The organism is Streptomyces sp. NPDC056480, assembly GCF_042795405.1.
Lineage (GTDB): Bacteria > Actinomycetota > Actinomycetes > Streptomycetales > Streptomycetaceae > Streptomyces.
Window position 1 is genome coordinate 112,844 of the sequence record NZ_JBHTSA010000011.1, and the last position, 6,103, is coordinate 118,946.

General features: G+C 75.3%; 7 protein-coding genes. 4 read left to right on the forward strand and 3 right to left on the reverse strand.

The annotated features are described in order from the left end of the window. The first annotated feature begins 82 nt into the window (after positions 1-82). The 4 genes from ACFQ79_RS08360 (at position 83) to ACFQ79_RS08375 (ending at position 4,358) form a co-directional block, all read left to right on the forward strand. Positions 83-850, forward strand: coding sequence for a LytR/AlgR family response regulator transcription factor (locus ACFQ79_RS08360; RefSeq protein ID WP_383580228.1), 768 nt, complete (start codon positions 83-85; stop codon positions 848-850). Between the two features lie 100 nt (positions 851-950). Beyond that, positions 951-1,367, forward strand: coding sequence for a hypothetical protein (locus tag ACFQ79_RS08365; RefSeq protein ID WP_383580231.1), 417 nt, complete (start codon positions 951-953; stop codon positions 1,365-1,367). Positions 1,368-1,374: 7 nt separating this feature from the next. Next, entirely contained in the window at positions 1,375-3,153 is a 1,779-nt protein-coding gene (locus ACFQ79_RS08370) for a cation acetate symporter (RefSeq protein ID WP_383580234.1), read from the forward strand. Beyond that, entirely contained in the window at positions 3,150-4,358 is a 1,209-nt protein-coding gene (locus ACFQ79_RS08375) for a histidine kinase (RefSeq protein WP_383580237.1), read from the forward strand. The genes ACFQ79_RS08370 and ACFQ79_RS08375 overlap by 4 nt, the downstream gene beginning before the upstream one ends. 29 nt (positions 4,359-4,387) lie before the next feature. Here the strand turns inward: ACFQ79_RS08375 and ACFQ79_RS08380 are convergent, their stop codons facing one another. From ACFQ79_RS08380 to ACFQ79_RS08390, 3 genes are all read right to left on the reverse strand, one after another. Further along, complete coding sequence (locus ACFQ79_RS08380) at positions 4,388-4,891, reverse strand: hypothetical protein (RefSeq protein ID WP_383580240.1); 504 nt, start codon at positions 4,889-4,891, stop codon at positions 4,388-4,390. A gap of 272 nt (positions 4,892-5,163) precedes the next feature. Further along, complete coding sequence (locus tag ACFQ79_RS08385) at positions 5,164-5,577, reverse strand: PaaI family thioesterase (protein ID WP_383580243.1); 414 nt, start codon at positions 5,575-5,577, stop codon at positions 5,164-5,166. 4 nt (positions 5,578-5,581) lie between these two features. Continuing rightward, positions 5,582-6,103 (reverse strand): sigma-70 family RNA polymerase sigma factor (locus ACFQ79_RS08390; RefSeq protein ID WP_383580245.1); only part of this gene is annotated, 522 nt, incomplete at its 5' end.

Sequence of the window (6,103 nt, forward strand, 5' to 3'; positions counted from 1 at the left end):
GAGCCGGAGCCCGAGCCCGAGCCCGAGCCCGCGGAGCTCGCGGTCTCGGAGGTGCCCGCGGCCGCCCGTTACACTCCGCCGCATGCTGCGCGTACTGGCCGTCGACGACGAGGAACCCGCCCTCGGAGAGCTGCTCTACCTGCTGCGCGCCGACCCCCGTGTGCGCTCCGCCGAGGGCGCGGGGGACACCACCGCCGCCCTCCGCCGGATCGGGCGGGCCCTGGAGACCGGGCCGGACGGCGACGACGCCGTCGACGTCGTCTTCCTCGACATCCACATGCCCGGCCTCACCGGACTCGACGTGGCCCGACTGCTCGCCGGCTTCGCCCGCCCGCCGCTCGTCGTCTTCGTCACCGCCCACGAGGGCTTCGCGCTCCAGGCCTTCGACCTGAAGGCGGTCGACTACGTCCTGAAGCCCGTCCGCCGCGAACGCCTCGCCGAGGCCGTCCGCCGTGTCCACGACCTCGTGCACGCCACCGCCGCCCCGGCCCCGGCGGGGCCCGCCGCACCCGCCGTGCCCGAGCAGATCCCCGTCGAGCTCGGCGGGATCACCCGGTTCGTCTCCGTCGACGACATCGTGTACGTCGAGGCCCACGGCGACTACGCCCGCCTCCACACCGACCACGGCAGCCATCTCGTCCGCATCCCGCTCTCCACCCTCGAGGAGCGGTGGGCGGCCCGGGGGTTCGTCCGCATCCACCGCAGCCATCTCGTCGCGCTCGCCCGGATCGACGAGCTCCGCCTCGACGGCGGCGCCACCTCCGTCCGGGTCGGCGACACCGACCTGGCGGTCAGCCGGCGGCACGCCCGCCCCCTGCGGGACCTGCTGATGCGCCGCGCCGGGGGCTGAGACCGACCTGCGCCGCCCCCTACCGCGGGTGCTCCCACCTGCGTAGACTCCACGCGACCCGGGCCCCGAGGGCCGCTACTTCCGAGGGAAGCGGACGACGATGTCCGAGCAGCACCCTCCCCCGGCCTTCGGGCGGGGGGACCCCCAGCGCCGACCCCGCCGCGAGACCGTCACGTACGCCTCCGCCCACGGCGCCGGGACGACCGCGCCGGGCCCCGCCCGGCGCCGCCCCGTCCACCCGCCGGCACGCTCCGAGATCGACGAGCAGACCACCCTCGGCCACACCTACGTCCGCTCCCTGATGCGCAGCCAGCTGCGCGCCGCCCTCACCGCCCTGGGCGCGCTCGCGCTGCTCGTCGGCTCGCTGCCGCTGCTCCTCGCCCTGCCCGCCCCCGAGGCCTTCGTCTGGCTCGCCCTCGGTGTCGGGGTGTACCCCATCGTCTGGGGGATCGCCCACTGGTACGTACGGCGCGCCGAACGCAACGAGCGCGACTTCACCGGCCTCGTCGAACGCTGACCGCCGCGTGAACCAGACCTACGCCGTCGCGGCCGTCACCGCCGTCGTCCTCGCCACCGTCCTCATCGGCGCCCTCGGCCTGCGGATCTCCCGGACGACCTCAGACTTCTACGTGGCCTCGCGCACCGTGCGGCCCGGCCTCAACGCCGCCGCCATCAGCGGCGAGTACCTCTCCGCAGCCTCCTTCCTCGGCATCGCCGGGCTCGTCCTCGTCCAGGGCCCCGCCATGCTCTGGTACCCGGTCGGCTACACCGCCGGCTACCTCGTGCTCCTTGTCCTCGTCGCCGCCCCGCTGCGCCGCTCCGGGGCGTACACCCTCTCCGACTTCGCCGAGGCCCGCCTCGAGTCCCCGCAGGTGCGCCGGCTCGCCAGCCTCTTCGTCGTCGGCATCGGCTGGCTCTACCTCCTGCCCCAACTCCAGGGCGCCGGGCTCACCCTGGAGATCCTCACCGGCGCGCCCGACTGGGTCGGCGGACTGCTCGTCGCCCTCGTGGTCACCGGCACGGTCGCCGCGGGCGGGATGCGCAGCATCACCTTCGTGCAGGCCTTCCAGTACTGGCTGAAGCTGACCGCCCTGCTCGTCCCCGTCCTCTTCCTGCTCGCCGCCTGGTACGGCGACGGGGCACCCAGGGCCCGCTTCGACGCCCCCGCCGTGCTGCGCGGCCACACCGTCGTCAAGGTCGCCGACACGGTACGGATCGGGCTCGACGCCCCGCTCACCCTCACGGTCACCGGCCGCGTCGACTCGGTCGCGTACGAGCGGCGGACCGTCACCCTCGCCCCCGGCACCCACCACGTCCTCGGCGGCACGACCCTCGCCTTCGCCCCGGGCGCGGCACTGCCCGAGAGGGTCGCCAGCGGTTCGGACCCTCCCCCAGCCTCCGGCCGGGGGGACCCCCATCTCGCTCCGCTCGGCTGGTCGCAGCCGCTGGCAGGCGGCCGCGACGGGCACCAGCTGTACGCCACGTACGGACTGATCCTCGCGACCTTCCTCGGCACCATGGGTCTGCCGCACGTCGCCGTCCGCTTCTACACCAGCCCGCACGGCCGGGCGGCCCGCCGCACCACCCTCGTCGTGCTCGGACTCGTCGGCGCCTTCTACCTGTTGCCGCCGCTCTACGGCGCCCTCGGCCGGATCTACGCCCCCGAGCTGGCCCTCACCGGCTCCGCCGACGCCGCCGTGCTCGTGCTGCCCGACCGCATCCTGGGCGGGCTGCTCGGGGACCTTCTGGGCGCGCTCCTCGCGGGCGGCGCCTTCGCCGCCTTCCTCTCCACCGCCTCGGGGCTCACCATGTCCGTCGCGGGAGTCCTCACCCAGGACGTCCTGCCGTCGCGGGGCGTACGGCACTTCCGTCTCGCGACCCTGCTCGCCACCGCCGTACCGCTGGCCGTGGGGGTGTTCGCCTCGAAGGTGCCCGTCGCCGACGCCGTCGGCCTCGCGTTCGCCGTCTCCGCCTCCTCCTTCTGCCCGCTGCTCGTGCTCGGCATCTGGTGGCGGCGCCTCACCCCGCCCGGCGCGACGGCCGGGCTGCTGCTGGGCGGCGGCTCCGCGCTCGCGGCCGTGATGGCGACCCGGGCGGGGCTCGCCCCCGAGGGCTGGCCGCACACCCTGATGGCCTGGCCCGCGGTCTGGTCGGTGCCGCTCGGCTTCCTCACCATGGTCCTGGTATCCCTGGCCACGCCCCGCCGGGTCCCGCCCGGAACTCCGGCGCTCCTCGCCCGCCTCCATCTGCCGGAGGAGATCACCGGCACCGTCCCCGCCCCCGCCCAGGAGGTCCGCCGATGAGCGGCATCGCCCTCGCCGCCGCGGCCGCCGCCGGGGCCGTGCTGCTCGCCGCGGGCTTCGTCCTCGGCCGGTTCGCCGCCCGGCGCGGGGGCCGCGCCGCCGACCCCGACCTCGGCACTCCCGTCGAACGGGCCACCTTCCACACCCTGCACACCGCCTCCCTCGCCGCGCCGCCGCTCCGCGCCGGGCTCACCGAGGAGACCGCGCGCAGGGCGGCCGGCACCCTCCGCTCGCTGCTCGGCACCGAGGCGCTCTGTCTCACCGACCGGGGCGCCGTCCTCGCCTGGGACGGACCCGGCGAGGACCACCACCGGGCGCACGTCCCGGAACAGGCCGCCGAGACCCTGGAGACCGGCCGCAGCCGGTCCGTGCACACGGACTGCGCCGACCCCGCCTGCCCGCTGCGCTGGGCGGTGATCGCCCCGCTCACCGGCGAGGACGGGGTGCTCGGCGCGCTCGTCGCCTACGGCTCGCGGGAGTCGGCCGTCCTGGTGCGGGCCGCGACCGAGGTGGCCCGCTGGGCATCCGTACAGCTGGAACTCGCCGAACTCGACCGCTCACGCACCCGCATCGTGGAGGCCGAGATCCGTGCGCTGCGCGCGCAGATCTCCCCGCACTTCATCTTCAACTCACTCGCCGCCATCGCCTCGTTCGTCCGCACCGACCCGGAGCAGGCTCGCGAACTCCTCCTCGAGTTCGCCGATTTCACCCGCTACTCCTTCCGCAGGCACGGCGAGTTCGCCCAGCTGGCCGACGAACTGCGGTCCATCGAGCAGTACTTGGCGCTCGCCGGGGCGCGCTTCGGCGACCGGCTGAAGGTGACGCTGCAGATCGCCCCCGAGGTCCTGCCGGTCACCCTGCCCTTCCTGTGCCTCCAGCCCCTGGTGGAGAACGCGGTGAAACACGGCCTCGAGGACCGGGAGCGGGGCTGCCGGGTCACGATCGCCGCCCGCGACGCGGGCGCCGAGGCCGTGGTGACCGTCGAGGACGACGGCATCGGCATGGACCCGGAGCTGCTGCGCGCGGTCCTGCGCGGAGAGCACCCCGCCGGCTCCGGCATCGGCCTGTCCAACGTGGACGAGCGGCTGCGCCAGGTGTACGGGGCGGAGTACGGACTCGTCATCGAGACGGGGGCCGGCGCGGGGATGAAGGTGACGGTACGCATCCCCAAGTACCGTCCTGGTGTGCACCGTTCACCGGTCTGACCGCGCAGGGGCCGGGCGGGCGGGCCGGGTCAGCGCAGATGCAGCGAGAGATGGGCGAGCGGCAGGCCCAGCTTCCAGGCGGGCAGCCAGATCTGCTCCTCCTCGTCGACCGCGCAGCCGGACTCGTCGTCCGTCCGGCCGTCCAGGTCGGCGGCGCGGACCCAGGTGTCGCGCAGGCGGCGCCACGCCGTCTCCGCGAGCGCCAGGTCGGGGCCGTCGCCGCCGGCCGCGCGGCGGGCCGCGAGCCGCTCCTCGACCCAGGGGGGCCAGGGCCGGTCGTACGCCGTGTGCCGCAGCCATTCGTCGACGCGGCCCGCGGTCCGGCCGCCCACCGGTCCGTCCGGCTCCTCCGAGAGGTGGACGGTGAGGGCGAGCGCCTGGAGGCCCGCCCGGTACTCCAGTGAGCCGGGGGCCACGAGGGCGGCGGCCCGCAGCACCTCGTCGGCCAGGTACTCGGCGCACAGCCAGGCCATCGGGACGGCGAGTTCGCCGCCGCTCGTGCCGCCGGCGCCGTTCGTGCTCTCGGGGCGCAACGCTCCCACCTTCTCCCGGACATCGGGGACCCGGACGTGTGGGACCCGGGGAGAGCTTCCTCCGTGGAGGGCGCCCGCGTGTCCCGCTTTGCTCAACTCGCCCGTGTGGTTTCGGATACGTTTCCCGGCCGGATCGGTGCCGGTGGGATGACTGATGTCCCGGGAGGCGTACGGGGCGCGGGAGGCGTCTCCGGCAGCGCGGCAGCGGTAGCGGCGGCCGGCCGTGGCTCCGACTCCGCCGGCCGCCGGGGCGGTGGCCGGGGAGCGGCGGTTCAGCCGAGGAGCGCGTACACCGCGGTCGCGTGGGCCGCGGTCTCCTCCGTGCCCTCGGCCGTCATGGTGATGTCGGCGAAGGCCATCCGCTTTCCGGCCTTGGTGAGCCGGGCCCGCACCAGGACGTCGGCGCCGACGACCGCCCGCTGGAAGCTGATCGACTGCTGGACGGTGGTCATGGGCACGAAGCCGCCCCGTGCCGCGGCGACCGCGATCACGGTCGCCGTGTCGGCGGCGGACATCAGGGCCTGTCCGGACAGGCCCCCGCCCTCCCGGGCGAGCCGTTCCGACCAAGGGAGCCGGAGCACGGCCTCCTGGCCGTCGACCGATTCGACGGTGAGCCCGAGATCGAGCACCCAGGGCGCGAAGTTGTCGGCGAGGATCTTTTCGGCGGCGGCGAGTGTCAGCGTCACGGCGTCATTGTGGGGCCGCTGCGCGGGGCCGGGCAACGGCCGCGCGGTGCGGCCGGTAGCCGGGGAGGGACCGGCCCAGCTGCCGCAGCGCGTAGTGGGAGCGGGACTTGACGGTGCCGGCCGGGATGCCGAGGTCGACGGCGGCCTCGTTGACGGTCAGGCCGTGGAAGTAGATCCGGACCAGGACCGCGCGGTGCTCGGGGCTCAGTTCGCGGACGGCCGCCCGCACGTCGAGCGCGGCCTCGGCCGAGGCGGTGGCGTCGTCGGGGTCGGGGGTCACCGCGAGGACGCCGTCCCCGATCTCGGCGGGCCGGGCGAGCCGTGAGCGCCGGGCGTCGATGGCGAGGCGGCGGGCCACGGTGAAGAGCCAGGGGCGCATCGACTCGTAGGGGCCGTCGAAGGCCTCGGGGTGGAGCCAGGCCCGTACCAGGGTCTCCTGGGCGAGGTCCTCGGCCCGCTGGCGGTCCCCGTAGGTGAGGCCGAGCAGGAACGAGAGGAGCGCGGGGCCGTGGTCCCGCTGCAGCTC